Source organism: Pseudomonas urmiensis (assembly GCF_014268815.2).
GTDB lineage: Bacteria > Pseudomonadota > Gammaproteobacteria > Pseudomonadales > Pseudomonadaceae > Aquipseudomonas > Aquipseudomonas urmiensis.
Genome location: NZ_JABWRE020000001.1, coordinates 1,345,289 through 1,369,283, shown reverse-complemented (window position 1 = coordinate 1,369,283; position 23,995 = coordinate 1,345,289). Strand labels below are relative to the sequence as shown.

At 59.8% G+C, this 23,995-nt stretch carries 29 protein-coding genes, 1 tRNA gene and 2 pseudogenes; 14 read left to right on the top strand and 18 right to left on the bottom strand.

Annotated features, from left to right (window positions below; all coding sequences use genetic code 11):
* Positions 1-10: 10 nt before the first annotated feature.
* A complete protein-coding gene (locus tag HU737_RS06080) occupies positions 11-763 on the bottom strand; it encodes a TerC family protein (protein WP_186556710.1) in 753 nt (250 codons plus the stop codon).
* Positions 764-790: 27 nt separating this feature from the next.
* Positions 791-1,033, bottom strand: coding sequence for a hypothetical protein (locus HU737_RS06075; RefSeq protein ID WP_186556711.1), 243 nt, complete (start codon positions 1,031-1,033; stop codon positions 791-793).
* Between the two features lie 135 nt (positions 1,034-1,168).
* Between HU737_RS06075 and nhaR the strand changes: the two genes are divergently transcribed.
* The 3 genes from nhaR (at position 1,169) to HU737_RS06060 (ending at position 4,104) form a co-directional block, all read left to right on the top strand.
* Complete coding sequence (nhaR, locus tag HU737_RS06070) at positions 1,169-2,062, top strand: transcriptional activator NhaR (protein ID WP_186556712.1); 894 nt, start codon at positions 1,169-1,171, stop codon at positions 2,060-2,062.
* 117 nt (positions 2,063-2,179) lie between these two features.
* Positions 2,180-3,391 carry a serine/threonine transporter SstT gene (gene sstT, locus HU737_RS06065; protein ID WP_186556713.1) on the top strand — a complete coding sequence of 404 codons (1,212 nt, stop codon included), beginning with the start codon at positions 2,180-2,182 and terminating at the stop codon, positions 3,389-3,391.
* Between the two features lie 65 nt (positions 3,392-3,456).
* Positions 3,457-4,104 carry a YceH family protein gene (locus HU737_RS06060; protein ID WP_186556714.1) on the top strand — a complete coding sequence of 216 codons (648 nt, stop codon included), beginning with the start codon at positions 3,457-3,459 and terminating at the stop codon, positions 4,102-4,104.
* Position 4,105: 1 nt separating this feature from the next.
* On the opposite strand, the gene HU737_RS06055 is transcribed toward HU737_RS06060, so the two are convergent.
* From HU737_RS06055 to HU737_RS26395, 4 genes are all read right to left on the bottom strand, one after another.
* Positions 4,106-4,297, bottom strand: coding sequence for a hypothetical protein (locus HU737_RS06055; RefSeq protein ID WP_186556715.1), 192 nt, complete (start codon positions 4,295-4,297; stop codon positions 4,106-4,108).
* Positions 4,298-4,502: 205 nt separating this feature from the next.
* Positions 4,503-6,065 carry an alkyl hydroperoxide reductase subunit F gene (gene ahpF / locus HU737_RS06050; protein WP_186556716.1) on the bottom strand — a complete coding sequence of 521 codons (1,563 nt, stop codon included), beginning with the start codon at positions 6,063-6,065 and terminating at the stop codon, positions 4,503-4,505.
* Positions 6,066-6,189: 124 nt separating this feature from the next.
* Positions 6,190-6,753 carry an alkyl hydroperoxide reductase subunit C gene (ahpC, locus tag HU737_RS06045; RefSeq protein ID WP_186556717.1) on the bottom strand — a complete coding sequence of 188 codons (564 nt, stop codon included), beginning with the start codon at positions 6,751-6,753 and terminating at the stop codon, positions 6,190-6,192.
* A gap of 170 nt (positions 6,754-6,923) precedes the next feature.
* Positions 6,924-7,103, bottom strand: a complete 180-nt coding sequence (locus HU737_RS26395; protein ID WP_186556718.1) for a FimD/PapC C-terminal domain-containing protein — start codon at positions 7,101-7,103, stop codon at positions 6,924-6,926.
* Between the two features lie 159 nt (positions 7,104-7,262).
* On the opposite strand from HU737_RS26395, the pseudogene HU737_RS26390 reads away from it, so the two are divergent.
* A pseudogene (locus HU737_RS26390) lies at positions 7,263-7,316 on the top strand (hypothetical protein); the annotation flags it as partial.
* A gap of 16 nt (positions 7,317-7,332) precedes the next feature.
* Here HU737_RS26390 and HU737_RS06035 read toward each other — a convergent pair.
* The 7 genes from HU737_RS06035 to HU737_RS06005 all read right to left on the bottom strand — a co-directional run bounded on the left by HU737_RS06035 (position 7,333) and on the right by HU737_RS06005 (position 13,465).
* Complete coding sequence (locus tag HU737_RS06035) at positions 7,333-8,070, bottom strand: fimbrial biogenesis chaperone (protein ID WP_186556719.1); 738 nt, start codon at positions 8,068-8,070, stop codon at positions 7,333-7,335.
* A gap of 53 nt (positions 8,071-8,123) precedes the next feature.
* On the bottom strand, positions 8,124-8,636 hold the full coding sequence (locus tag HU737_RS06030) for a fimbrial protein (RefSeq protein WP_186556720.1): 513 nt from the start codon (positions 8,634-8,636) through the stop codon (positions 8,124-8,126).
* Between the two features lie 181 nt (positions 8,637-8,817).
* The gene (gorA, locus tag HU737_RS06025; RefSeq protein WP_186556721.1) at positions 8,818-10,173 is read right to left on the bottom strand and encodes a glutathione-disulfide reductase; all 1,356 of its coding nucleotides are present in this window, start codon (positions 10,171-10,173) and stop codon (positions 8,818-8,820) included.
* 98 nt (positions 10,174-10,271) lie between these two features.
* Complete coding sequence (gene galU / locus HU737_RS06020) at positions 10,272-11,111, bottom strand: UTP--glucose-1-phosphate uridylyltransferase GalU (RefSeq protein ID WP_016391540.1); 840 nt, start codon at positions 11,109-11,111, stop codon at positions 10,272-10,274.
* Positions 11,112-11,401: 290 nt separating this feature from the next.
* Positions 11,402-12,313, bottom strand: a complete 912-nt coding sequence (locus HU737_RS06015; protein ID WP_186556722.1) for a c-type cytochrome — start codon at positions 12,311-12,313, stop codon at positions 11,402-11,404.
* The gene (locus HU737_RS06010; RefSeq protein ID WP_186556845.1) at positions 12,310-12,960 is read right to left on the bottom strand and encodes a c-type cytochrome; all 651 of its coding nucleotides are present in this window, start codon (positions 12,958-12,960) and stop codon (positions 12,310-12,312) included. Before HU737_RS06010 ends, HU737_RS06015 begins: the two co-directional genes overlap by 4 nt.
* Positions 12,961-13,105: 145 nt before the next feature.
* The gene (locus HU737_RS06005) at positions 13,106-13,465 is read right to left on the bottom strand and encodes a hypothetical protein (RefSeq protein WP_186556723.1); all 360 of its coding nucleotides are present in this window, start codon (positions 13,463-13,465) and stop codon (positions 13,106-13,108) included.
* A 162-nt stretch (positions 13,466-13,627) separates the two neighbouring features.
* Between HU737_RS06005 and HU737_RS06000 the strand changes: the two genes are divergently transcribed.
* The 8 genes from HU737_RS06000 (at position 13,628) to csrA (ending at position 19,419) form a co-directional block, all read left to right on the top strand.
* Positions 13,628-13,930 carry a DUF1883 domain-containing protein gene (locus HU737_RS06000; protein ID WP_186556724.1) on the top strand — a complete coding sequence of 101 codons (303 nt, stop codon included), beginning with the start codon at positions 13,628-13,630 and terminating at the stop codon, positions 13,928-13,930.
* A gap of 5 nt (positions 13,931-13,935) precedes the next feature.
* Positions 13,936-14,106: a hypothetical protein gene (locus HU737_RS05995; RefSeq protein ID WP_186556725.1), complete on the top strand. Its 171-nt coding sequence runs from the start codon at positions 13,936-13,938 to the stop codon at positions 14,104-14,106.
* 48 nt (positions 14,107-14,154) lie between these two features.
* On the top strand, positions 14,155-15,228 hold the full coding sequence (locus HU737_RS05990; protein WP_186556726.1) for an NAD(P)H-dependent flavin oxidoreductase: 1,074 nt from the start codon (positions 14,155-14,157) through the stop codon (positions 15,226-15,228).
* A 136-nt stretch (positions 15,229-15,364) separates the two neighbouring features.
* Positions 15,365-16,123 (top strand): molybdate ABC transporter substrate-binding protein, encoded by a 759-nt coding sequence (modA, locus tag HU737_RS05985; protein ID WP_186556727.1) that lies wholly within the window; start codon positions 15,365-15,367, stop codon positions 16,121-16,123.
* Complete coding sequence (modB, locus tag HU737_RS05980; RefSeq protein WP_186556728.1) at positions 16,123-16,803, top strand: molybdate ABC transporter permease subunit; 681 nt, start codon at positions 16,123-16,125, stop codon at positions 16,801-16,803. The genes modA and modB overlap by 1 nt, the downstream gene beginning before the upstream one ends.
* A gap of 1 nt (position 16,804) precedes the next feature.
* Positions 16,805-17,896: a molybdenum ABC transporter ATP-binding protein gene (modC, locus tag HU737_RS05975; protein WP_186556729.1), complete on the top strand. Its 1,092-nt coding sequence runs from the start codon at positions 16,805-16,807 to the stop codon at positions 17,894-17,896.
* 58 nt (positions 17,897-17,954) lie between these two features.
* Positions 17,955-18,971 carry a DNA topoisomerase IB gene (locus HU737_RS05970; RefSeq protein WP_186556730.1) on the top strand — a complete coding sequence of 339 codons (1,017 nt, stop codon included), beginning with the start codon at positions 17,955-17,957 and terminating at the stop codon, positions 18,969-18,971.
* Positions 18,972-19,224: 253 nt separating this feature from the next.
* The gene (csrA, locus tag HU737_RS05965; protein WP_186556731.1) at positions 19,225-19,419 is read left to right on the top strand and encodes a carbon storage regulator CsrA; all 195 of its coding nucleotides are present in this window, start codon (positions 19,225-19,227) and stop codon (positions 19,417-19,419) included.
* Positions 19,420-19,495: 76 nt separating this feature from the next.
* On the opposite strand, the gene HU737_RS05960 is transcribed toward csrA, so the two are convergent.
* From HU737_RS05960 to HU737_RS05945, 4 genes are all read right to left on the bottom strand, one after another.
* On the bottom strand, positions 19,496-19,849 hold the full coding sequence (locus HU737_RS05960) for a response regulator (RefSeq protein ID WP_186556732.1): 354 nt from the start codon (positions 19,847-19,849) through the stop codon (positions 19,496-19,498).
* A 12-nt stretch (positions 19,850-19,861) separates the two neighbouring features.
* Positions 19,862-21,307, bottom strand: coding sequence for an ATPase domain-containing protein (locus HU737_RS05955; protein WP_186556733.1), 1,446 nt, complete (start codon positions 21,305-21,307; stop codon positions 19,862-19,864).
* A gap of 25 nt (positions 21,308-21,332) precedes the next feature.
* A complete protein-coding gene (locus tag HU737_RS05950; RefSeq protein ID WP_186556734.1) occupies positions 21,333-22,475 on the bottom strand; it encodes a two-component system sensor histidine kinase NtrB in 1,143 nt (380 codons plus the stop codon).
* A gap of 83 nt (positions 22,476-22,558) precedes the next feature.
* Positions 22,559-22,843, bottom strand: coding sequence for a hypothetical protein (locus HU737_RS05945; RefSeq protein WP_186556735.1), 285 nt, complete (start codon positions 22,841-22,843; stop codon positions 22,559-22,561).
* A gap of 225 nt (positions 22,844-23,068) precedes the next feature.
* Here HU737_RS05945 and HU737_RS05940 point away from each other — a divergent pair.
* Together HU737_RS05940 and HU737_RS05935 are read left to right on the top strand one after the other, a co-directional pair.
* Positions 23,069-23,153, top strand: a tRNA-Leu gene (locus HU737_RS05940).
* Between the two features lie 104 nt (positions 23,154-23,257).
* Positions 23,258-23,670: pseudogene (locus HU737_RS05935) on the top strand (DoxX family protein).
* 46 nt (positions 23,671-23,716) lie between these two features.
* On the opposite strand, the gene HU737_RS05930 reads toward HU737_RS05935, so the two are convergent.
* Entirely contained in the window at positions 23,717-23,908 is a 192-nt protein-coding gene (locus HU737_RS05930) for a hypothetical protein (protein ID WP_186556737.1), read from the bottom strand.
* Positions 23,909-23,995 lie beyond the last annotated feature (87 nt).

Below are 23,995 nucleotides of genomic sequence, written 5' to 3'. Positions count from 1 at the left end.
TAACTGTTGCTTAACCTTCAGCCGCCTCACGCTTCAACCGCGCCCGACGAGCGAAGATGTTGAGCATCTCGATCACGGTCGAGAAGGCCATCGCCGCATACACATAGCCCTTCGGTACATGCGCACCGAAACCTTCAGCGATCAGGGTCATACCGATCATGATCAGGAAGCCCAAGGCCAGCATGACTACCGTCGGGTTGTCGTTGATGAAGTTGGCCAGCGGATCGGCCGCAACCATCATCACGATCACGGCAGCGATCACGGCAATGATCATGATCGGCAAGTGCTCGGTCATGCCCACGGCGGTGATGATGCTATCGACCGAGAACACGATGTCCAACAGCAGGATCTGGAAGATCGCTGCAGCGAAGCCCAGGGTGACGGTGCTGGAAACCTTGGCCTCCTCCTTGGCACCATGCGGGTCGACGCTTTCGTGGATTTCTTTGGTCGCCTTCCACAGCAGGAACAGACCACCGGCAATCAGGATCATGTCCTTCCAGGAGAAGGCATTACCGAACAGTTCGATCACAGGATCGGTCAACTGGACGATCCAAGCCACGGTGCTGAGCAGCGCCAGGCGCATGATCAAGGCCATGCTGATACCGATACGGCGAGCCTTGGAACGATACTCCACCGGCAGCTTGTTGGTCAGGATCGAGATGAAGATCAGGTTGTCGATACCCAATACGACTTCCATCGCCACCAGAGTGGCCAGGGCAACCCAGGCGGTCGGGCTTGCGGCGAGTTCCAGCAAATATTCCATGAATCAATCCTGTTTGGGGTCTGTAAATCAGATGTCCTGGGTCTTGTCTTGCTCAGCGGCTGGCTTGGACGACTTCTCGCCCTCGCCGCCGATGGCGTCGTTCAAAGCCTGCTGGGCGGCTTTGTTAGTATCGTCGATCGCTTGCTTGGCCGATTCGGCGGCCTGATCGAGCATTTGCTGGGCAGATTTTTCCGCCTGGTCGCAGCCTGCCATGGTGAACAGCGCCAAGGCCAGCACCAACGGGGTGCCAATGGATTTCAGTTGTAGCATGGGTTCCTCACTTGTCATGTCCGGGCGGCACGCACGATGCCTGATGGGGAGGCATTCTAGTGAATTGGAAACATCCGGAAAATTCGTTTTTTTAGCGGTTATACTTCGGTTATTACGAATAATGGTAATCCCGAGATGCTTAACTACCGGCAGTTGCATTATTTCTGGGTGGTCGCCCGCACAGGCAGCATTGCCCGCGCCAGCGAGCAATTGAACCTCACCCCGCAGACCATCAGCGGGCAGATCAGCCTGTTCGAGCAGACCCACGGCCTGGAGCTGTTCCAGCGGGTCGGTCGGCAGCTTGAGCTGACCGAAACCGGGCGCCAGGCCTTGGTGTACGCCGAGCAGATGTTTCAGATTGGCGGCGAGCTAGAGGCCATGCTGCGCGCCGGGCCGCAGGAGCAGATCCTGTTCCGGGTCGGGGTGGCTGACGTGGTGCCCAAGTCGATCGTCTATCGACTGCTGGCGCCAACCATGGAGCTTGAAGGCGTGCTACGCATCAATTGCCGGGAAGACAAGCTTGAGCGACTGCTGGCGGACCTGGCCATCCAGCGCCTGGACCTGGTGATTTCCGACAGCCCGATGCCTAGCCACCTGGATATCAAAGGCTACAGCCAAAAGCTCGGCGAATGTGGCTTGAGCTTCTTCGCTACCCCTGCCCTGGCCGAACGCCACCACCAGCCCTTCCCCGCCTGCCTCAACGATGCTCCGTTGCTGATCCCAGGCCAGGAAACCGTAGTGCGCAGCCGGCTGCTGCGTTGGCTATCCGAGCAACATGTGCAACCGCGAATCATTGGCGAATTCGACGACAGTGCCTTGATGCAGGCCTTCGGCCAGTCTGGCAGCGGCATTTTCGTCGCCCCCAGCGTGATTGCCGAGGAGGTCTGCCGCCAGTATGGGGTGGTGCTGATCGGCCAGACCGAGGCAGTGAACGAGTCGTTCTATGCGATCTCGGTGGAGCGCAAGGTCAAGCATCCGGGGATCGTGGCCATTACCGAGGGCGCGCGGCGGGAGCTGTTCAATTGGTGATGGCCAGGGCGTTCGCTAGCGGTCCGGCGCAGCGATTTGCAGCGCAGAGGCCGAAACCGGCCGACCAAGGTCTATGGTAAAGTCGCGCCCGTCCAAGTCCCTGAGATTGTGCTGCACATGTCCCCCGTCCTTCGTCTGCTCAACCGTACCAGCCTGGTGACCCAGATCGTCATCGGCCTGGTCGCCGGCATTGCCCTGGCCCTGCTCGCCCCCGCCGTGGCGCGTGATCTGGCGTTTCTGGGCAAGGTATTCGTCAGCGCCCTCAAAGCGGTGGCGCCAGTGTTGGTGTTCATCCTGGTCATGGCATCTATCGCCAACCATCGCCACGGTCAGGAAACCCACATCCGCCCCATTCTGTGGCTGTACCTGCTGGGCACTTTCGCCGCGGCCGTTGTCGCAGTAGTGGCCAGCATGCTGTTTCCCTCCTCCTTGGTGTTGAGCGCCAGCGAGGCCTCGCTGAGTGCCCCTGGGGGCATCACCGAGGTGATGCAAAACCTGCTGCTAAGCGCCGTAGACAACCCCATCAGCGCCTTGATGAACGCCAATTTCATCGGCGTACTGACCTGGGCCATCGGCCTGGGCATTGCCCTGCGCCATGCCGGCGAAACCACCCGCGCCGTGGTCGATGACCTGTCCAACGGGGTAACCCTGATCGTGCGCGTCGTGATCCGCTTCGCGCCGCTGGGGATCTTCGGCCTGGTCGCCTCGACCCTGGCCCAGTCCGGCCTGCAAGCGCTGCTTGGCTACTTGCACCTGCTGGCGGTACTGATTGGCTGCATGCTGTTCGTGGCGCTGGTGATGAACCCGCTGATCGTGTTCTGGAAGATCCGCCGCAACCCCTACCCACTGGTACTGCTGTGTCTGCGCGAAAGCGGTATCACCGCATTCTTTACCCGCAGCTCAGCGGCCAACATCCCGGTCAACCTGGCACTGTCGCAGAAGCTCGGCCTGCACGAGGATACCTATTCGGTGTCGATCCCCCTGGGTGCGACCATCAACATGGCCGGCGCGGCAATCACCATCACCGTGCTGACCCTGGCGGCGGTGCACACCTTGGGTATCGCTGTCGACCTGCCGACCGCAGTGCTGCTCAGCGTTGTCGCAGCGGTGTGCGCATGCGGCGCCTCGGGTGTGGCAGGTGGGTCGCTGCTGCTGATTCCACTGGCCTGCAGCCTGTTCGGCATCCCCAGCGAGATCGCCATGCAGGTGGTGGCAGTTGGCTTCATCATCGGCGTGCTGCAAGACTCGGCGGAAACAGCCCTGAACTCTTCCACCGACGTCATCTTCACCGCCGCAGCCTGCGAAGCCCAGGCGCGTCGCGGCGCCTGAGGCTGCTTGTCTTTACCCTGCCAGGCCCCTAGTCTAGGGGCCTTTCCTCGCAACGAGACAGGGCCATGTCAGAACACCAAAACGCCAGCGAAGGCCGCTTCACCAGCACCGAAATCCGCATTCTTGGCTCGCTGATCGAAAAGCAGGCTACCAGCCCTGAAAGTTACCCCTTGACCCTCAACGCCCTGGTCCTGGCCTGCAACCAGAAAACCAGCCGTGAGCCGGTCATGAACCTCTCTCCAGGCCAGGTCGGCCAGGCGCTGCGCACACTCGAAGGGCAAGGTTTTGCCCGCCTGCAGATGGGTAGCCGTGCCGACCGCTGGGAGCAGCGGGTGGACAAGGCGCTGGAGCTGGTGCCGGCGCAGTTGGTGTTGATGGGCCTGATGTTCCTGCGCGGGCCACAGACCATCAATGAACTGCTGACACGCAGCAATCGTCTGCATGAATTCGAAGATGGCGAGCAGGTTCAGCATCAGCTGGAGCGCTTGATTTCCCGTGAGCTGGCGGTGCATTTGCCACGTCAGGCAGGGCAGCGTGAAGACCGCTACACCCATGCCCTGGGTGACCCGGCGGAAATCGAGGCCATTCTGGCTGCACGCCAACAAAGTGCTGGCGATAGAAGCCCGGCAGCGGGTGTCTCGCAAGAGCGCATTGAAGCACTTGAGGCACGCATCGCTGCGCTGGAAGAGCGCCTGGCGCTGCTCGAAGGCTGAATCAGGGCGTTGCGGGATCTGGGAAGTTGCGGCAGCTCTTGCGCTCGGCCAGTTCCTGATCGCTGGGGCGCTCGTCGACAAATTTGGTGCTACCGTCGGCGTAGATTTCCAGATAGCCCCAGTGCAGGTCCTGCTCGTTCTGCCCAGGCTGGGGTGGCTTTAGCCACCAGGGTTCGCGGCTGATCAAACGCATCAGAAGCCTCATTGGCAGGTGTCTGTCTTTACTATAGACACACCACCTGGAACGCTCTGTACGAACGATGAACATCGAGTGTCAGTCCGAGCTTATCGCCGGGCAAGACGGCGTGGGAGCGGGCCTGCCCCGCGATGAGGGCGGGACTGACTGGCGCAAAAAAACGCCGCCCAAGCAGGCGGCGTTTGTCATTGAGCTAGCGCAATCAAGCTGGCGCAGAGGTCCGGATCAGGTGATCGAACGCCGACAACGATGCCTTGGCCCCCTCACCCACCGCGATCACGATTTGTTTGTACGGCACCGTGGTCACGTCACCTGCGGCGAACACGCCCGGGATGTTGGTCTGGCCCTTGGCGTCGACGATGATCTCACCGCGCGGCGACAACTCGACCGTGCCCTTGAGCCAATCGGTGTTAGGCAGCAGGCCGATTTGCACAAAGATGCCTTCCAGCGCCAGGTCGTGCTGCTGGTCGGTGGTGCGGTCCTTGTAGCGCAGACCGTTGACCTTTTCGCCATCACCGAGCACTTCAGTCGTCAGTGCGCTGGTGATCACCTTGACGTTGGGCAGGCTGTACAGCTTGCGCTGCAAGACAGCGTCTGCGCGCAGTTGGCTGTCGAACTCGATCAGGGTTACCTGGGCCACGATACCCGCCAGGTCGATGGCCGCCTCCACACCAGAGTTACCGCCCCCGATCACTGCCACGCGCTTGCCTTTAAATAGCGGGCCGTCACAGTGCGGGCAGTAGGCCACGCCACGGGCGCGGTATTGCTGCTCACCGGGCACGTTCATCTCGCGCCAGCGGGCGCCCGTGGCCAGGATCACGGTCTTGGCCTTGAGCGACGCACCGCCAGCCAGACGCACTTCATGCAGGCCGCCATCGGTGGCCGGGATCAGCGCTTCGCCGCGTTGCAAGTTCATGATGTCGACGTCGTACTGCTTGACGTGCTCTTCCAACGCCGAAGCCAGTTTCGGCCCTTCGGTTTCCTGAACCGAAATGAAGTTCTCGATGGCCATGGTGTCGAGCACCTGACCGCCGAAGCGCTCAGCGGCAACACCGGTGCGGATACCTTTACGCGCGGCGTAGATCGCCGCTGCAGCACCGGCCGGGCCACCGCCGACCACCAGCACGTCGAAACCGCCCTTGGCGTTGATCTTCTCGGCCTGGCGAGCACCGGAGTTGGTGTCGATCTTGCCGAGAATCTCTTCCAGGCCCATCCGGCCCTGGCCGAACACTTCGCCGTTGAGGTAGATGCTCGGCACGGCCATGACCTTGCGCGCCTCGACCTCTTCCTGAAACAGGGCACCGTCGATGGCCACATGGCGCACGTTAGGGTTGAGCACTGCCATCAGGTTCAGCGCCTGGACCACGTCCGGGCAGTTCTGACACGACAGCGAGAAGTAAGTCTCGAAGGTGAATTCACCCTCCAGCGCCTGGATCTGCTCGATCACTTCGGCACTGGCCTTGGACGGGTGGCCGCCGACTTGCAGCAGCGCCAGTACCAGCGAGGTGAACTCATGGCCCATAGGGATGCCGGCGAAACGCAGGCTAATGTCCGCACCAGGGCGATTGAGCGAGAACGACGGGCGACGGGCGTCGGTGCCATCCTTGCTCAAGGTAATCAGGTTCGACAGGCCGGCGATTTCCACCAGCAGGTCGTGCAATTCGCGGGACTTCGCGCCGTCGTCGAGGGAGGCAACGATCTCGATCGGCTGGGTGACCCGCTCCAGGTAGGTTTTCAGTTGCGATTTAAGCGTGGCGTCCAACATACGGGCGATTCCTTGTTCAAACGTGTAAATAAAAACGCCCAGGCGAGGTCGCCCGGGCGTTTTCTACGGGGCGGTGACAACTTAGAAGTGGCGGTTGCTCACCGCCCGCAGCTGGGGCATGGCGTTAGATCTTGCCAACCAGGTCCAGCGATGGTGCCAGGGTGGCTTCGCCTTCTTTCCACTTGGCCGGGCAGACTTCGCCTGGGTGGGCGGCAACGTACTGAGCAGCCTTGACCTTGCGCAGCAGCTCGCTGGCGTCGCGACCTACACCACCGTCGTTGATTTCGACGATCTTGATCTGGCCTTCTGGGTTGATCACGAAGGTACCGCGATCGGCCAGGCCGGCTTCTTCGATCAGCACGTCGAAGTTGCGCGAGATGACGTGGGTCGGGTCACCGATCAGCGGGTACTTGATCTTGCCGATGGTTTCCGAGGTGTCGTGCCAGGCTTTGTGGGTGAAGTGGGTGTCGGTGGACACGCCGTAGATTTCCACGCCCAGTTTCTGGAACTCAGCGTAGTTGTCGGCCAGGTCGCCCAGCTCGGTTGGGCAGACAAAGGTGAAATCGGCCGGGTAGAAGAACACGACGGACCACTTGCCTTGCAGATCGGCTTCGCTCACCTGAACGAATTCGCCGTTGTGGAAGGCAGTAGCGTTGAACGGTTTGACCTGGCTGTTGATGATAGGCATGAGATGCGCTCCTTCATGGGGTTTGAAATGGTTGACGCAGAGAATCCTAACCGCCCACCCCGATAAAGGCTCATTGGCAAACCTGATGCTGCTGATTGGTTTTGGCTATAAAGCTGGGTTGCAGATAGATTGTTTGATTCCTAAAGCCAATCTTTGGCCGCAGCACCCATTCACGTGCATACCAATAGGGCTTGTTCTGCGCCCGCTTCCTGATGAGGTGCTGTCCAGCACTGCTCCTCCACAGCCTCGCCCCAGACCACCCTCCACCTGCTCTGCTCGTCATCGGAGCGGACATACAGTTGGCCACCCTGACCCACCATACCCTGCTCTTTACCCTGCTCATCGAACACCAAGGGCCCCCGCAGCTGTTTCTCTAACGTGGGAGCAATGAGGTGATCGGCTCTTGCTATCAAGAGGCTCACGCGCTTCGTGTCTGCAGGCGTCTGCTCGTTGTCTTGACTTCCGGACTGGGAGCCGCTGCAGCCTTCGGTGTTGAGTTCGATGCAGAAATGCTGCGCCAGGGTAGTGCGGCTGATCTGACGCGCTTCGAGCAAGAGACGGTGGTGCCGGAAGGTGACTTCAGCCTCGACCTGGTGCTGAATCAGCAGTGGAAAGGCCGTCGCGCACCGCGCCATAATCATCGATGGTTGAGAAATGCAACTCACCGGCACTCACTCTTGGTACTTTCTCCAATACGAAGCGCTTGCTCGAAAAAGGCGAAATATACGAAGGATTCAAACTAATCACTTGCTGCCCCACGTGAACATCCAGCTTCGCCAAATTAATATGATAAGGTCCAGGATTAGTAGCCACTACACCCCAACCGCCACCCTCACGCGCCATCTTCCACGTCAGCGATTGATACGCATCGGCAGAGGATCCCGGCAAGCCATGCGGGCGATAAAAAAGCTTTATTCGTGAGCGCAATGAAAACTGCAAGGCATTGCCCTGCTCTTTGGGAGGCACCTCCAAGACATTGAGCCAGTACAAACTCTCACGATCCGGCGGCATGCCATCCCCGGTGTGAAAAATCCTGAGACTTTGCGACTTGCCAACCTCCAGTTGAAACAACGGAGGCATTAACCTAAACGGCACTCTTAGTTGTTCCAACGGCACTTCCGGACGTCCATCGTCGATCCAAGCTTGCACCAAGAAAGGAGAAACCCCTCGATTACTCAGCTTGACAGTGACTTCTGTCTGTTCGGCAGGAAAGATCACCCGCGTGGCGGCGATGACCATGCCGGCGTTGGCGTGAAATGATATCAAGCAGGCAACAGCTATCGCTCCTCGCCTACAGACGTTGAGTAAATTAGCCATGGTGATGTGCTCGGGATATACAAAAGGCAGCCCCGAGGGGCTGCGCAGATTACTTACAGGTAATTAAGAATATAGTTGACGCTGGAGCGGACATCACCGGGCGTCGCTTGTCCAGTCGCATAGTAGCGAACTTCGAAATCGAACCGACCCGCACCCTCCCTAACAGTCGTTACATTAGCCGAACTTTCGGGAGACCTTAGGTTTTGAACATTGTTCGCAGCCAACACTTCTAGCTCAACATTCTTCGAACCGCTCGGCGCGATGTTGAGACGACCGTTCTGATTAATCTTATCCCCCTCGAACGCCAAACCTACCGTGCTGATACCTGGCGGGCAAAACTCCAATTCAATATTGAAGCTTTTTGTTCCAGCAACATCCCCAGCATTTCTCAGATCTCCAATATCTACAGGATCCAGCTGAACCGTTTGATTGCTCGTACCTGCCGTAACGCGGCAGGTGGAGGACGTCAACTCCCCATTGAAATTGACCGTTCCGTCCGTAGCCTGCGCAGCCCCTACCCAGAGAAGTACGCTGCCAACCATTACTGCCTTGGAAAAAGTGCTCATAGCTGCCTTCATGAAACCTAACAGAAACGACCAGATAAACCGCCCGACACTACTTGCGTAGTGCCGAGCAATGATCGAGAGGTGGAAAGTTTCTGACAGTAAGGCGATAAGAGCATAAAAGAAGGAAAATTCAGCCCCGCACGTCAGAGCTGTACCCGGCAATAAAAGCCAGGACCGACACTCAGCGACTCGCAGTACGCATGGTCACGAACTCTTCGGCCGCCGTCGGGTGGACGCCGATGGTTTCGTCAAACTGTTGCTTGGTGGCGCCCGCCTTGAGCGCGATACCCAAGCCCTGGATGATCTCACCGGCATCAGGCCCAACCATGTGACAACCCAGTACCTTGTCGGTGTCAGCGTCGACCACCAGCTTCATCAAGGTCTTTTCCTGGATGTCGGTCAGCGTCAGCTTCATCGCGCGGAAGCGGCTCTCGAATATCTGCACGTTGTGCCCGGCTTCCAGCGCCTGCTCTTCGGTCAGTCCAACCGTGCCAATCGGCGGCTGGCTGAACACCGCAGTCGGGATGTTCTGATAGTCCACTGGGCGGTATTGCTCTGGCTTGAACAGCCTCCGTGCCACCGCCATGCCTTCAGCCAGCGCGACCGGCGTCAGCTGTACGCGACCGATGACATCACCAATGGCCAGGATCGACGGTTCGGTAGTCTGGTACTGCTCGTCGACGCGCACGAAGCCACGCGGGTCGAGCTCCACACCGGTATTTTCCAGCCCGAGGTTATCCAGCATCGGCCGTCGGCCGGTGGCGTAGAACACGCAGTCGGTGATCAGCTCGCGACCGTCCTTGAGGGTGGCCTTGAGACTGCCGTCGTCCTGCTGGTCGATGCGCTGGATATCGCTGTTGAACTGCAGATTCAGGCCGCGTTTATCCAGCTCTTCTTTGAGATGGGTACGCACCGAGCCATCGAAGCCGCGCAAGAACAGATCGCCGCGATAAAGCAACGTGGTATCGCTACCCAGGCCCTGGAAGATGCCGGCGAATTCGACAGCGATATAGCCGCCACCCACTACCAGGATCCGCCGTGGCAGCTCCTTGAGGTAGAACGCCTCGTTGGAGGTGATAGCCAGCTCCTTGCCAGGAATGTCCGGCACCTGCGGCCAGCCACCGGTGGCGATGAGGATGTGCTCGGCGCTGTAGCGCTGGCCTTCGACTTCCACTTCGTGGGCGCCGGTCAGGCGAGCATGGCCTTGCAGCAGGGTGACTCCACTGTTGATCAGCAGGTTGCGATAGATGCCGTTGAGGCGCTCGATCTCGCGGTTTTTGTTGGCGATCAGGGTACCCCAGTCGAAGTGCCCTTCTTCCAAGGTCCAGCCGAAGCCTGCAGCTTGCTCCAGCTCGTCGGCCACGTGAGCCCCGTAGACCAGCAGTTTTTTCGGCACGCAGCCAACGTTTACGCACGTGCCGCCCAGGTAGCGGCTCTCGGCCACAGCGACCTTGGCACCGAAGCCCGCTGCAAAGCGCGCGGCACGCACACCGCCGGAACCGGCGCCAATCACGAACAGATCAAAATCGTAGGCCATGTATTCAGTCTCCTTGGCTGGCGCTCAGCATACCGCCGTTGGCCGCCACAAACAAAAAAGCCACCCCGAGGGGTGGCTTGTCGACCAGGCGTGGCGAATCAGTACGCCTTGCCGGTCTTGTAGTAGTTCTCGAAGCAGAAGTTGGTTGCGTCGATGTAGCCTTCGGCGCCGCCGCAGTCGAAGCGCTTGCCTTTGAACTTGTAGGCAATCACGCAGCCGTTCTGCGCCTGCTGCATCAGGGCGTCGGTGATCTGGATCTCGCCACCTTTGCCCGGCGGGGTGTTCTTGATGATATCGAAGATATCCGGGGTCAGGATGTAACGACCGATGATCGCCAGGTTCGACGGAGCGTCTTCTGGAGCCGGCTTCTCGACCATGTTGGTCACACGGAAGATGTCGTCGCGGATCATGTCGCCGGCGATTACGCCGTACTTGTTGGTTTCCTGCGGATCGACTTCCTGGATGGCGATGATCGAGCAGCGGAACTGGTTGTACAGCTTGACCATCTGGGTCAGCACGCCATCGCCTTCCGGGTTGACGCACAGGTCGTCTGCCAGCACCACGGCGAACGGTTCATCGCCGATCAGCGGCTGGCCGGTGAGGATCGCGTGACCCAGACCTTTCATTTCGGTCTGGCGGGTGTAGGAGAACGAGCACTCGTCAAGCAGGCGACGGATACCGACCAGGTATTTTTCCTTGTCGGTGCCCTTGATCTGGTTTTCCAGCTCGTAGCTGATGTCGAAATGGTCTTCCAGGGCACGCTTGCCGCGGCCGGTAACGATGGAAATCTCGTTCAGGCCAGCGTCCAGTGCCTCTTCAACGCCATACTGGATCAGTGGCTTGTTGACCACCGGCAGCATTTCCTTGGGCATGGCTTTGGTAGCGGGCAGGAAGCGAGTGCCGTAGCCGGCTGCCGGGAACAAGCATTTTTTGATCATATACGTCCTTAACAAGGGCTTTGCGTACGAAATTCGGCGCAGTCTAATCAGGCGGCACGCACCTTACAATGCCCCGCCCTCGGGCGACCGATGCCATGATAGAGATAACCCAGTGTAGATAGTTCCGACCAATCGTAAATATTGCGCTCAGTGAAAACCAATCACCCCCACGATTTTGAGGGGATTGCAGTTGTTCGAAGCGCCTTGGTTCCCCTGTTGAAGCAAAGAATTCAGCAACCGCGGTACAGGCACAGGGGCTGCCTTGCAGCCCCCCTCTATCGTCCGGACGATTACTCGCTGCCCTGGCCGATCAGCAATCCTTCGACCGTCTGTCCATAAAGGTTCACCCCGTCATTGGCGTGGAACTTCACCCGGGTCTTCTCGATGGAACCTTCGACCAGGCGCGGATCCTGCGGGCGCTCGTGACGATTGATCCAGGCGGCGACATCCCAAGCCTGCTGATCGCTCAGGCTGCCGGGTCGGCCCAACGGCATGTTGTACTTGATGAACGACGCCGCCGTGTTGATCCGGTGCATACCTGCGCCCCAGTTATAGGAGTCCTTGCCCCACAGCGGCGGCATCACGTATTCCCCTGCCACTTGCTGACCTTCGCCCCGGTCGCCGTGACAAATCGCGCATTGCTCGCGATACACCTGCTGGCCACGCTTGAAGTCATAGCCGCCCTTGGGCTTAGGAACCTCCGGGTAGCCGCGACCCGGTGTCTCGATACCGGTAGCCGCTTTGGTCGAGAGCCAGTAGGCGTAGACACTGAGTGCAGTCATCTGCGGGCTGTCGGCAGCCGGTGGCTTGCCGTTCATGCTGAACTGGAAGCAGCCTTGGATGCGCTCGGCGAAGGTGTTGACCTTGTCGTTCTTCTTGCGATACGCCGGATACATCGGATACGCACCCCACAACGGCGCAGAGAAGGCCATGCGTCCCTGGTCAAGGTGGCAGTTGCTACAGTTCATGCCATTACCCACGGCCTCGGGCATCAGTCTGCGGGTATCGACAAACAGCGCATGACCTTCGCGGACCATTTTGCCAAACGCGTTGTCCGGCAGCTCACTTTCCGCTGGCGGGGTGAACTGCGTGGCAACCTGCATGCCTGGCACCTTTAGCTGGGACTGATCTTCCATGGCAATCGGCGCCGCCTGAAGGCTGCCCACGGCCAACAGCAACATTGCTGGGATCATCGGCTTCATGGCTTGACCTCCTGGCTGCCGGGCTCGGCGAAGAACGCGGCAACTGCCGTAACCTCAGCATCGGTCATCGCCTTGGCCACGCCGACCATCAACTGGTTGGGGTCGTTGCTGCGGCTGCCATCGCGCCAGGCATTGAGTTGCGCCACCAAGTAACTGGCCGGCTGCCCGGCCAACGGCGGAAAGTGCTCACCTACGCCGCTTCCGCCCGGCCCGTGGCACTGCACACAACCTGGGATATGCCGACTCCAGTCGCCATACAGCGCTAGGCGCCTCACCGGATCGGTGGCGATCTGTTGCCGGCGCTGCTCGGGGGCAGGGTCACTGGGCATATTGGCCAGGTAGGCACTGACGGCCTTGGCTTCTTCTTCACTCAAGGCCTTGGCCAGCGGCTCCATGACCGCCTGCTTTCGACTGCCATTGCGAAAGTCGCCCAATTGCTTGTTGAGGTATCCGGCGGGGAGTCCCGCCAAGCGGGGAAAGCCTGCGGGGGCAATGCCTTTGCCATCGGCGCCATGACAGCCCAGGCAAGCCATGGCGGCAGGGTTCTGCCCGCCTTGCGTGAAGATTTTCTGGCCATCGGCGGCATGCGCCGCAGGCCAGGCCAGGATCAGCGCAGTGCTGATCGCGACGCGACTCAACGGTTTGATCACGGGACGCTCCATTTCCTTGTTATAAGCTTAGGCTTAATGGGTATAAGCACAAAAAGTCTAGGCTTATCCTCCGGCAGGGAACAACGCCTACCGGACAAGAAGATGGCAATCTGCCCGTTAATTGCTCCTGAGCTGAGCTAGATCAAGATCCTGAGATGCACTTGGTCGCAGCGGTACGCACATCACCCAAACGCAGGGGGAAGTTGTTCAAACGCTCACGCAGCTTGATGCTGCTGCCGCTGCCGCGTTTGTCGATGTCCAGTAGCGCGGCCGGGCCGGTACCTGCGGTCAGCTTTTGCGGCACGATCAGGCGCAGGCCATCACCGCGCTGCTCTTCTTGCAAGGAATCGCGGCTGTCAGCCAGCTCGGCCTTGACGCAGTCAGCGTAAGCACGCGGGGTCTTGCCTGAAATCACATCCATGGTTTCTCGCGATTGCTCCAGTTCCGAAACACTGACGCAGCCGCCCAAAGTCAAGGTCATCGCCGCCACCACCCACTTCATTCGTTGTACCTCTGCCCTTTAAAGATTGTGTATGACAACGCCCGGGCGGATTTGCTCCCTGCTTTGGCGGATTTATCCCTAGCCCGGTCAACAGGGGCGCGAGTGTACCCTTACATCGTGATATCTTTCGCGTTTGCAAAGATAAACCTTGCGGAGCATCACATGAAATTCGTACACCAGCGCGAGCATCTCAACGAGGACGATATCGTCGTTATCGAGTGTTCCCAGCGCTGCAACATCCGCCTGATGAACGACGCCAACTTCCGCAGCTTCAAGAATGGCGGTCGTCACACCTACCACGGCGGCGCCTTCGATCGCTTCCCGGCCAAGATCACCGTGCCGAGCACCGGTTTCTGGAACATCACCATCGATACCGTCACCCCGCGCCCGATCTCGGTCACGCGTAAGCCGACCTTCACCCACAAGATCAAGATCATCCGTCGCTCGTCGTCGCAACTGAGATAAGCCCCATGACCCAGACCATCAAATACGTGATCAAGTACAAACTCGATGGCGAGCGCCGTTGGGACTTCGCCCTGATGCCCGACAGCTCCACCGAGCAGGCCCTGCAAGCGTTGCGCAAGATCCATGGCGATGACGCTGAAAAGATCAGCGACATCCAGGTCAGCAAGGCCCTGTAACCCCCTCAGAGGTAAGCCCCCGTCGTCACACCGCCCAAGGAGTCGCGCATGAGCACCTGGTCAGACCGCCGCATTCTCGATCTGTTGGGCATCGAAGTGCCCATTCTCCAGGCGCCCATGGCCGGCGCCACGGGCTCGGCCATGGCGATTGCGGTGGGCAATGCCGGGGGGCTGGCAGCGTTACCTTGCGCCATGCTCAGCCTGGAGCAGGTGCGCAGCGAGATCGACGCTTTCCGCTCTGCCTGCCTGGGACCGCTGAATCTCAACTTCTTCTGCCACCAACCGCCAGCCGCCGATGTTGAGCGTGACGCGCGCTGGAAGCAGGCACTCAAGCCGTACTATGAAGAAGTCGGGGCAGACTTTGACGCTCCCACGCCTGTTTCCAACCGCGCGCCGTTCGATGAGCACAGCTGCCAATTGGTCGAACAGTTACTGCCGCAAGTGGTCAGCTTCCATTTTGGCCTGCCACGTGCCGACCTGCTGCAACGGGTCAAGGCAACGGGCGCTAAGGTGCTGTCCAGTGCCACCACGGTAGAAGAGGCGCTGTGGCTAGAGGCCCATGGCTGCGACGCGATCATCGCCATGGGCTATGAAGCGGGTGGGCATCGCGGCATGTTCTTGAGCGAGGACATCACCAGCCAGATCGGCACCTTTGCCCTGGTGCCGCAGGTAGTGGATGCGGTGCGCGTGCCCGTGATCGCTGCGGGCGGCATCAGCGACCATCGCGGACTGGTCGCGGCCCTGGCCCTGGGTGCATCGGCAGTGCAGATTGGCACAGCCTACCTGTTCTGCCCCGAGGCCAAGGTGTCGCCTGCCCACCGGCAGGCGCTGGACAGCGCACCTGCCAGCGATACTGCACTGACCAACCTGTTCACCGGGCGACCGGCGCGTGGCATCAATAATCGGATCATGCGCGAGCTGGGGCCGATGAGTGAGCTGGCGCCGCGCTTTCCGCTGGCCGGCGGTGCGTTAATGCCGTTGCGGGCAATCAGTGATGCCAAAGGCAGCAGTGATTTCAGCAATCTGTGGTCGGGCCAGGCGTTGCGTTTGGGGCGGGCGATGCCGGCGGGCGAGTTGACCCGGGACATTGCAGAGAAGGCATTGGCCCAATTGGGGCGCTGAGTCAGGGATTGTTATCGTTCTGGCCCCTATCGCGGGGCAAGCCCGCGCGTAGACGTTCAGCGTGCCTCTTCCCGATCAGCGGGTTATCGCTATATAGTCAGCCACATAACGATAACCTGCCCTCTGGAGCTGCTTCATGCGTATTCATCTGTCACACCTGGCCGTCACCGCACTGGCCGGCCTGATTACCCTCAATAGTGCATGGGCAGATGAGGTCCAGGTTGCCGTCGCCGCCAACTTCACCGCTCCGATCCAGGCCATTGCCAAGGACTTCGAGAAGGACACCGGCCACAAACTGGTGGCTGCCTATGGCGCCACCGGGCAGTTTTATGCGCAGATCAAGAATGGCGCGCCATTCGACGTGTTCCTCGCCGCCGACGACAGCACCCCGGCCAAACTGGAGCAGGAAAAAGAAACCGTCGCAGGCTCGCGCTTCACCTATGCCATCGGCACCCTGGCGCTATGGTCAGCCAAGCCTGGCTATGTCGACGACAAAGGCGCTGTATTGAAAAGTAATGACTACAAGCACCTATCCATCGCCAACCCGAAGACCGCGCCCTACGGCCTGGCCGCTACCCATGTTCTGGACAAGTTGCAACTGACCGAAGCCACCAAAGGCAAGATCGTCGAAGGTCAGAACATCACCCAGGCGTTCCAATTCGTCTCCACCGGCAATGCCGAACTGGGCTTTGTCGCCCTGTCGCAAATCTACAAGGACGGCAAGGTCGAGAACGGCTCGGCCTGGATAGTGCCTGCCGATCTGCACGAGCCGATCCGTCAAGACGCAGTCATCCTCAACAAAGGCAAGGACAATCCGGCGGCCAAAGCCCTGGTCGACTATCTCAAGAGTGCAAAAGCCACTGCGCTGATCAAATCCTACGGCTATGAAATCTGATGCCACTCGACGCCAGTGACCTGGGAGCGATTTGGCTGACCATCAAACTGGCCAGCTTGACCACCTTGATCCTGCTGGTGGTGGGTACACCCATCGCCTGGTGGCTGGCGCGTACCCAGTCATGGCTGCGCGGGCCAATCGGCGCGGTGGTGGCCTTGCCGCTGGTGCTGCCGCCGACGGTAATTGGCTTCTACCTGCTGATCGCGCTAGGGCCACACGGTTGGATCGGCCAGGCCACCCAGGCGCTCGGCCTGGGTAGCGTGGTATTCAGTTTTGCCGGACTGGTGATCGGCTCGGTGGTGTATTCGATGCCGTTCGTGGTGCAGCCGTTGCAAAACGCATTCAGCGCCATCGGCCCACGCCCATTGGAAGTCGCCGCAACCCTGCGTGCCAGTCCTTGGGATACCTTCGTGCACGTGGTGCTACCGCTGGCCCGACCTGGCTTTGTCACCGCCAGCATCCTTGGCTTTGCCCACACCGTGGGCGAATTCGGCGTGGTGCTGATGATCGGCGGCAATATTGCGGACAAGACCCGCGTGGTCTCGGTGCAGATCTTCGATCACGTCGAGGCCATGGCCTATACGCAAGCGCACTGGCTGGCCGGGGCCATGCTGGTATTCTCCTTCCTGGTGCTGCTCCTGCTCTATGCGGGCCGGCGTGGCAAGGCTGGCTGGAGCTGAAATGAGTTCATCGATAGTGGCGCGGCTGACCCTTGGCCGCGACGATTTTACCCTGGATGTCGACCTGCAGCTGCCAGGGCGCGGGATCAGCGCGCTGTTTGGCCACTCCGGCTCCGGCAAGACCTCTTGCCTGCGCTGCCTGGCCGGGCTTGAGCGCGCCAGCAGCGCTTATATCGAAGTCAATGGCGAGGTCTGGGAAGACAGCGCACGCGGCTTGTTTCTGGCCCCGCATTTGCGCCCGGTCGGCTATGTGTTCCAAGAGGCTAGCCTGTTCCCGCATCTCTCGGTGCGCGGCAACCTTGAGTTCGGCTGGCGACGCATCAAGGCCAGTGAGCGCAAAGTCAGTTTGGACCAAGCTTGCCAACTGCTCGGTATCGGCCATTTGCTCGAGCGCAAGCCAGCCACGCTGTCAGGCGGCGAAGCGCAACGAGTGGGCATTGCCCGGGCCCTGCTCAGCAGCCCGCGGCTGTTGCTGATGGATGAACCCTTGGCAGCCCTGGACGGACCGCGCAAGCGCGAGATCCTGCCTTACCTGGAACGGCTGCACGATCAACTGGACATCCCCGTGGTGTACGTCAGTCATGCGCAGGATGAAGTCGCCCGCCTGGCTGATCATCTGGTACTGCTCGAACAGGGCAAGGCCATGGCCAGCGGGCCGATTGGCCAGACCCTGGCCCGCCTCGACCTGTCGCTGGCCGAAGGTGAAGATGCTGGCGTGGTGCTCGAGGGCGTGGTGGTGGGCCATGACCCGCACTATCAGCTGTTCGATCTGCGCCTACCCGGCAGTGACACTCAGTTGTTGCGTATCGCCCACCCGTCTTTGGTGGTCGGCAGCACCCACCGGCTCAAGGTGCAGGCGCGCGACGTCAGCCTGGCGCTGGCCGCCGACAGCGCGTCAAGCATTCTCAATCGCTTACCAGTGCGGGTGCGTGAATACCGCGAAGCCGACAACCCCGCCCATGTACTGGTCAGCCTCGACGCTGCCGGCAGTGCCCTGCTCGCACGTGTTACCCGTTACTCGGCAGACCAGCTCGGCCTGCGCCCTGGGCAGATGCTCTGGGCACAGATCAAATCAGTGGCGCTATTGATCTGAGCATCAGCGACTTTGCCGCTGTCCACTGATCAGGTAACTGGTCGATGGATGGCGCCTCATGCTCGATTGCCCCCTGCCCCGCACCCTGCATTATGTCGACGACAGCCAGCCCGGACTGAGCCGGCGCCGTTGGCGCGACCGCTTCATTTACCTGGATGCCGACGGCAATCGCGTGCGAGATAGCCAGACCCTGGCGCGCATCGCTGCGCTGGTCATCCCACCCGCCTATACCGACGTCTGGATTTGCGCCGACCCACAGGGCCATTTGCAGGCGACAGGGCGTGATGCACGCGGGCGCAAGCAGTACCGCTACCACAGCCAGTGGCGCGAGCTGCGTGACCAGCACAAATATGGCCGTATGCTGGCGTTCGCCCAAGTATTGCCCGCACTGCGCCAGCAACTGGACAGCCACCTGCGCCGGCCAGGCCTGGACCGGGAAAAGGTCATGGCGCTGGTTGTCAGCCTGCTCGACACCACGCTGATTCGCATCGGCAACCGCCAATACCTGCGCGATAACAAGTCCTATGGTCTGACCACCCTGCGCGCGCGGCACGTCAAGGTCGAGGGCAGCACGATTCGTTTTCAGTTTCGCGGCAAGCGCGGAGTGGAGCACAACGTGACGCTGCGCGACCGTCGTCTAGCCGGGTTGATCAAGCGTTGCATGGAGCTACCAGGGCAGTCGCTGTTTCAATACCTGGATGAAAATGGCCAACGTCACAGCGTCGGTTCCAGTGAAATCAACCTGTTCCTGCAACAGCTGACCGGTGCCGACTTCACGGCCAAGGACTATCGCACCTGGGCCGGCAGCAGCTTGGCCCTGAGCCTGCTGCGCCCCCTGGCCTGGGAGCCGGACAGCGAAGCCAAGCGCCAGGTCAGCGCAATCGTTCGCCAGGTTGCCAGCCGCTTGGGCAACACCCCTGCGGTGTGCCGGCGTTGCTACATTCACCCAGCGGTGCTGGAGCACTTCCATCTGGGCCGACTCGCCGCATTGCCCAAAACCCGCACGCGCAAGGGCCTGGAGCCTGAAGAAGTCGCCTTGCTGCGGTTTCTGCAGGACCTGCAAACCCTCGATTGACTCACCCTATCCTCACCATCAAGCAGAGAAATTTCCAATATGAGCGTAAGCCCCCTATTCTTGCCACCGAGCACCTTCGCCGATGGCGCCTTAATGGGTTAAATCGGCACCTGCAACTAGAGACAGGCAACAGATTTTGTCAGCGGGGGAATTCCTGTCCGCCGAAAGCGTCTTTAATGAGAAGGAAGAGGGACAAGCTCCCGCCGCAGCGGTAAATGGCCGCACGGTTTTCATCATTACCAAGGAGAACTACATGCTGATACTCACCCGCAAGGTTGGCGAAAGCATCGTCATCAACGATGACATCAAAGTCACCATTCTGGGCGTTAAAGGGATGCAAGTGAGGATCGGCATCGATGCACCGAAGGATGTTCAGGTTCATCGTGAAGAGATTTTCAAACGTATCCAGGCTGGCAACCCAGCGCCGGAAAAACATAACGACGAATAGCACTGATCTGCATCGCCTGAAGCCGCACGGATGCGCTTGACCGATCGGCCCGCCGATGCGGGATTTTGCCTGGCCTTCAGCCGCCCAGCAGTTCCCGCACTTTGGCGATCAGCTCTATCGGATTGAATGGCTTTTCAAACACCGCAACGAACAGTTCAGGGCTGGCCTGGCTGGCTTGCGCGCCACTCATGAGAATCACCGGCAGGTCTGCAAGCTCCAGCTCGTCACGGATTGCCCTGGCAAGCTCTTCGCCGTTTTTCTTCGGCATCATGAAGTCAGTAATGACCAGGTCTACCCGCTTCTCCTTCAAGGCTTCCAGTGCCTTGGTGCCATCGCCCGCTTTTTCAACCGCAAAGCCCTCATCCTCCAATGCATAGGCAAGGATTTCGACTATCAGGTACTCGTCATCGACGATCAGGATGGTATTCATCGCCTCATCCCATCACCCACCCTCCTGCGGCACAGCGCTACCAGAGAGCACTCCCGAGGCCCCCTCGAACGCTTTGCGCAGCGTGACGCCCAGAGGCCCCAGGCACAGTTCATGAAGCGCAGGATCGTGGTGACTGTCGCGCACTTTGAGAATTGACAGCATGCGGCGCAACTGCGCATCCAGCTCGACGAAGCGAGTCAGCAACAGGTTGTCGACAATGCTCGACAGATCCGGCGCGGGTGCACTGATCTCGGCGCCGAACAGGTCACGCATCTCCCAGGTCATCAGCACGCTGACGTCCTGAGCGCGCAGCTCGCCGATCAGCGCACGGAAAAAACCATTGAGTCGCGTGGGGTCCGCAGCCAGCCGACTGAACGCCCCCAGACTATCGATGACCACTCGCTTGGCGCCCAACGCCTTAACTTGAGCGAGCAACCGCGCGCCCAGCTGATCGAGTAAACCTTCGGTGGTCGGTTGCCAACACAGCTGCACAGCGCCCGAGCGTTCCAGGGTGGCAAAGTCATAACCCAGCGCGGCGGCCTTCAGGCGCAAGCGCGCTGGGGTTTCATAGAAGCCAAAATGCAAACCCGGCGCCTGCGCGGTGGAGGCGGACAGAAAGGCCAGCCCCAGCGATGTCTTGCCAATCCCCGAGGGCCCCATCACCAGACTGGTTGAGCCTGTGGCCACACCACCACCGAGCATCTCGTCCAGCGTAGGCGCACCGGTGGTGACCTGGTTCAGGGTCGCGGTGCCTGGTTGGCTAGGATGGCTGTACAGCGACTCCAGACGTGGAAACACCTTGAGCCCAGCCTCGTCGATCAGGCACTCATGCAACCCTGCCAGAGCACCACTGCCGCGGGTCTTGCGCAGTTGGATATGGCGTATTGCGCGGCTTCCAACCAACTGCTCGCTGAGCTCAACCACCCCATCGACCATCGTGTGCTCGGGGCTGCCTTCCTGTAGGCGGGCACTGGTCAACAGCAACACCGTACAACCGGCGAAGGCGGCATGGCCCTGCAGTTCAGCAACGAATTTCTTGGTATCCAGGGTCGTTTCAGCGCGCACCCGGGCGTTGAGCAACCCATCGACGATGAGCAAGGTCGCCTGCTGCCGGGCGATTTCCTGACGCAAAAGCTTGACCACCGCCTCCAGTCCCTCCTGCTCCAGGGTATCGAAGGCACTGACGAACTGGATCTGATCGCCGACCAGGGCCTGATCGAAGAACTCCAGTGTCGAAAGGTATTGAAACAAGCGCTCGTGAGACTCGCTAAGCAAGGTGGCCACCAGCACTCTGCCGCCCTCACGCACATGCCCCCAGGCCAGCTGGTTGGCCAAGATCGTCTTGCCCGCGCCAGGTGGCCCCTGGACGATGTAGGAGGCACCCACCACCAAGCCGCCCTTGAGCAGCGCATCTAGCCCGTCTATGCCGGTGGTCAGCCGCTTGAGTGCTTCTACCATGGTGTCCACCTAATTGGATGTCGTGCTATGGACCGATCTGGGCAACGGGCAAGTACAGGCTCATGCGCGTGCCAACCCCCACTTCGCTAATTACACAGATCGCACCATTGCTTTGCTTGGCAAAGCCATAGACCTGGCTCAAACCAAGCCCAGTGCCTTTGCCGAAGGCCTTGGTGGTAAAAAACGGCTCGAAGATGCGTGGCAGCACCTTCGCCTCGATACCTTGACCGGTGTCCTGCACATCGAAACACACAAAGCTGCCGTGCAAGCCCTCGACTTCGCCTGACAACTCAACAGCGTTCACCTCAAGCCGAATACTCCCCTCACCCTCGATGGCGTCACGGGCATTGAACAACAGGTTGAGCAGGACCATTTGCAACTGGCCGGCATCGGCTTGGATCATCGGTACATCCGGTTGCAGATGTTGCTCAAGCACTATCTCACTGGGCAGCGCATGCTCCAACAAACCACGGGTCGAATCGATCAGCTCGGCTGGCGCGATACGCGTGACGTTCAACTGCTGATGACGAGCAAAGCTGAGCAAGCGCTGGGTGAGCTGAGTTCCGCGCTGGCCAGCATCAAGAATATGCTCGAGCAGGCGCCGCACGCGCTCAGGATCCTGGCTACTTGCAGCCAGGCGGGCAGAACTGAGGATGATGGTCAGCAGATTGTTGAAGTCATGCGCCAAGCCGCCGGTCAACTGCCCTAAGGCTTCGAGCTTCTGCGCCTGGAACAGTTGGGCACGCATGGCATCCAGTTGCAGTGCCGACTCGCGCCGATCGGTGATGTCGCGGGTAACTTTGGCCAAGCCGACAATCTGGCCCTGCTCGTCACGAATCACATCCAGGGCCGCCAAGGCCCAGAACTGCGTACCGTCCTTGCGTACTCGCCAGCCCTCATCCTGGGCAACACCCTGCTCCAGTGCCTGGCGCAACAGTTGCCCAGGGCGCCCTTCGACACAATCTCGGGGGGTAAAAAAAACCGAGAAATGTTGGCCGATGATTTCATCGGCGCGGTAGCCCTTGATGCGCTCAGCACCGGCGTTCCACGACACCACGTTACCGGCAGGGTCGAGCATATAGATGGCGTAGTCCACTACCGACTGAACCAGCTGTTCATAGCGGTTGGTGGGCACTTCAGGCTGGTCCAGGCGGTCGGTTGAAACCATGTAAGCTCCACGGGCACCGCAGGGAAAGACAAATTGAGCGTAGTTCAGAGTCTACTCGCCCTCAGGCCATCAAGCGAAACTCTTCAGGTCTCACGCTCGACCAAAACCGGGCTGAGCCTGTGCGGCATCGTTACCCTAAGCAGCCACAGGCATGCCAGCACAACGCCGCCACCAGCCGCGATCGCCAGCCCCCTCTGCTGAACGGTGTGCTCTGCATCGAAGCCGATCATCAGCAGATAGCCGCCCAGACACAACAGGCTGAAGTAAAGGAAAGCCGCTATAACGAAGACCTGAGCAAACACTATGCGCCAAAACAGCTTAGGCCGTACGACACTCGGCGATGGTACAGACGATAGGTCGGCAGACATGGCATCTAGCTCATTGGATCCAAAGTTTCGAACAGTGGCCTAATGCTGGCAATGTGTCAATTGCACCTTTAGCAATTGTCGCCCTACTACCCCGTAAAAGCTTAGGTTCGATCAGGCCATATCAGCCGCTGAGTTGACTCACCTATAACGATGGGTTATAAAGCGCGCTTGATTGCGTGGCCCTTCACTACGAAGCGCCCCGGTCCTTGAGGCCCTTTCAAACGTGCGAGTGTGGTGGAATTGGTATACACAGCAGACTTAAAATCTGTCGGCGTGAGCCTTGCGGGTTCGAGTCCCGCCACTCGCACCAATCTTCCTTGAAAAGGCGCCCATGTGGCGCCTTTTTCATGCCTGGCACAAATCTTTTGAGCAACTGCTAAAGTGGAGTATGTCTCGGTCCATTGGAACACCGCCATGCGCTATTCCCTGTTCGAAGTCAACGCGATGTGATAATCCTGCTTGCCCGCATCCTGCTGATGATCCTGTTCGTCATGTCTGGCTGGAGCAAACTCACAGGCTTCGAAGGCACGGTTGGCTATCTAGGCTCACTGGGCGCCCCGGCGCCGACGCTGGCGGCGGCAATTGCGGTGATCATGGAGTTCTTCGTCGCCATCGTGTTGATCCTGGGCTTCTACACTCGGCCATTGGCGTTTCTATTTGCTCTGTTCGTGCTCGGCACAGCAATCATCGGCCACCCCTACTGGAACATGGTGGATCCCGAACGTAGCGCCAACATGACCCAATTCTTCAAGAACCTGAGTATCGTCGGTGGTCTACTTTTGCTGGCAGTCACTGGCGCTGGACGATTTTCGCTGGATCGTCACTGAACACAGCGTCTCGAGCCGCGCTGCGTAAGGGCCGTGCAGCGCAGGCTCAGTCGTCGTCGACGTCATCATGCCAGGCGGGATGATCCTGCTCATCGAAGTCATCGAGGGTATCTTCATCTTCCTCAATGTCATCTTCAAGGCCCTGAGCATCGGCCTCGGAATCCAGATCCTGGTAGAGAAACTCGTGGTCGAGCAGATGATCATGCTCAGGTTCTGGAAGGTCATCGTCGTCGTGCATGCCGGGCTCCTGAAATAAGCACGCTTATATAGGCCGTTCAACGGCCGCGGTCAATCACCGGGCCGTTAATGCTGACTTAACTGCCCG

Bases quoted from the DNA above. Each gene is read 5' to 3' on its own strand.
- HU737_RS05950 (WP_186556734.1), bottom strand. From the start codon at position 22,475: ATGGTTTCAACCGACCGCCTGGACCAGCCTGAAGTGCCCACCAACCGC.
- sstT (WP_186556713.1), top strand. From the start codon at position 2,180: ATGTCCCCCGTCCTTCGTCTGCTCAACCGTACCAGCCTGGTGACCCAG.
- modC (WP_186556729.1), top strand. From the start codon at position 16,805: ATGAGTTCATCGATAGTGGCGCGGCTGACCCTTGGCCGCGACGATTTT.
- HU737_RS06005 (WP_186556723.1), bottom strand. From the start codon at position 13,465: ATGAAGTGGGTGGTGGCGGCGATGACCTTGACTTTGGGCGGCTGCGTC.
- HU737_RS06030 (WP_186556720.1), bottom strand. From the start codon at position 8,636: ATGAGCACTTTTTCCAAGGCAGTAATGGTTGGCAGCGTACTTCTCTGG.
- HU737_RS05945 (WP_186556735.1), bottom strand. From the start codon at position 22,843: ATGTCTGCCGACCTATCGTCTGTACCATCGCCGAGTGTCGTACGGCCT.
- HU737_RS05930 (WP_186556737.1), bottom strand. From the start codon at position 23,908: ATGCACGACGACGATGACCTTCCAGAACCTGAGCATGATCATCTGCTC.
- csrA (WP_186556731.1), top strand. From the start codon at position 19,225: ATGCTGATACTCACCCGCAAGGTTGGCGAAAGCATCGTCATCAACGAT.
- HU737_RS06000 (WP_186556724.1), top strand. From the start codon at position 13,628: ATGAAATTCGTACACCAGCGCGAGCATCTCAACGAGGACGATATCGTC.
- HU737_RS06035 (WP_186556719.1), bottom strand. From the start codon at position 8,070: ATGGCTAATTTACTCAACGTCTGTAGGCGAGGAGCGATAGCTGTTGCC.
- HU737_RS06060 (WP_186556714.1), top strand. From the start codon at position 3,457: ATGTCAGAACACCAAAACGCCAGCGAAGGCCGCTTCACCAGCACCGAA.
- HU737_RS05955 (WP_186556733.1), bottom strand. From the start codon at position 21,307: ATGGTAGAAGCACTCAAGCGGCTGACCACCGGCATAGACGGGCTAGAT.
- HU737_RS05960 (WP_186556732.1), bottom strand. From the start codon at position 19,849: ATGAATACCATCCTGATCGTCGATGACGAGTACCTGATAGTCGAAATC.
- ahpF (WP_186556716.1), bottom strand. From the start codon at position 6,065: ATGTTGGACGCCACGCTTAAATCGCAACTGAAAACCTACCTGGAGCGG.
- HU737_RS05970 (WP_186556730.1), top strand. From the start codon at position 17,955: ATGCTCGATTGCCCCCTGCCCCGCACCCTGCATTATGTCGACGACAGC.
- modB (WP_186556728.1), top strand. From the start codon at position 16,123: ATGCCACTCGACGCCAGTGACCTGGGAGCGATTTGGCTGACCATCAAA.
- HU737_RS05995 (WP_186556725.1), top strand. From the start codon at position 13,936: ATGACCCAGACCATCAAATACGTGATCAAGTACAAACTCGATGGCGAG.
- HU737_RS06055 (WP_186556715.1), bottom strand. From the start codon at position 4,297: ATGCGTTTGATCAGCCGCGAACCCTGGTGGCTAAAGCCACCCCAGCCT.
- HU737_RS06080 (WP_186556710.1), bottom strand. From the start codon at position 763: ATGGAATATTTGCTGGAACTCGCCGCAAGCCCGACCGCCTGGGTTGCC.
- HU737_RS05990 (WP_186556726.1), top strand. From the start codon at position 14,155: ATGAGCACCTGGTCAGACCGCCGCATTCTCGATCTGTTGGGCATCGAA.
- nhaR (WP_186556712.1), top strand. From the start codon at position 1,169: ATGCTTAACTACCGGCAGTTGCATTATTTCTGGGTGGTCGCCCGCACA.
- ahpC (WP_186556717.1), bottom strand. From the start codon at position 6,753: ATGCCTATCATCAACAGCCAGGTCAAACCGTTCAACGCTACTGCCTTC.
- galU (WP_016391540.1), bottom strand. From the start codon at position 11,111: ATGATCAAAAAATGCTTGTTCCCGGCAGCCGGCTACGGCACTCGCTTC.
- modA (WP_186556727.1), top strand. From the start codon at position 15,365: ATGCGTATTCATCTGTCACACCTGGCCGTCACCGCACTGGCCGGCCTG.
- HU737_RS06015 (WP_186556722.1), bottom strand. From the start codon at position 12,313: ATGAAGCCGATGATCCCAGCAATGTTGCTGTTGGCCGTGGGCAGCCTT.
- gorA (WP_186556721.1), bottom strand. From the start codon at position 10,173: ATGGCCTACGATTTTGATCTGTTCGTGATTGGCGCCGGTTCCGGCGGT.
- HU737_RS06075 (WP_186556711.1), bottom strand. From the start codon at position 1,033: ATGCTACAACTGAAATCCATTGGCACCCCGTTGGTGCTGGCCTTGGCG.